Origin of the sequence: Microseira wollei NIES-4236 (assembly GCF_020521235.1) — a bacterium.
GTDB classification, from domain to species: Bacteria; Cyanobacteriota; Cyanobacteriia; order Cyanobacteriales; family Aerosakkonemataceae; genus Microseira; species Microseira wollei.
On the sequence record NZ_BLAY01000611.1, the window covers coordinates 1 to 342 of the forward strand.

General features: G+C 50.6%; 1 protein-coding gene. It reads left to right on the top strand.

The window, feature by feature from the left end; genetic code table 11:
* Positions 1-342 (top strand): hypothetical protein (locus MiSe_RS50010; RefSeq protein ID WP_226595069.1); only part of this gene is annotated, 342 nt, incomplete at both ends.

Here is a 342-nt window from a genome sequence, read left to right on the forward strand (position 1 = left end):
TCTCCCATTGATTCGAGATCGGCAGTTGGCGATGCTTTTGAATCAATTGCTGTGGCGGATGTTGGTGCGACCGCTGACGAAGAGGATGTTGCTGTTGCGGATATCTCTGGTGTTTCTCCCATAGATGCGACATCAGCTGTTGGCGATGCTTTGGAATCAATTGTTGTGGGGGATGTCGCTGTTGCGGATATCTCTGGTGTTTCTCCCATAGATGGGACATCAGCTGTTGGCGATGCTTTGGAATCAATTGCTGTGGGGGATGTTGGTGCGACCGCTGACGAAGAGGATGTTGCTGTTGCGGATATCTCTGGTGTTTCTCCCATAGATGCGACATCAGCTGTT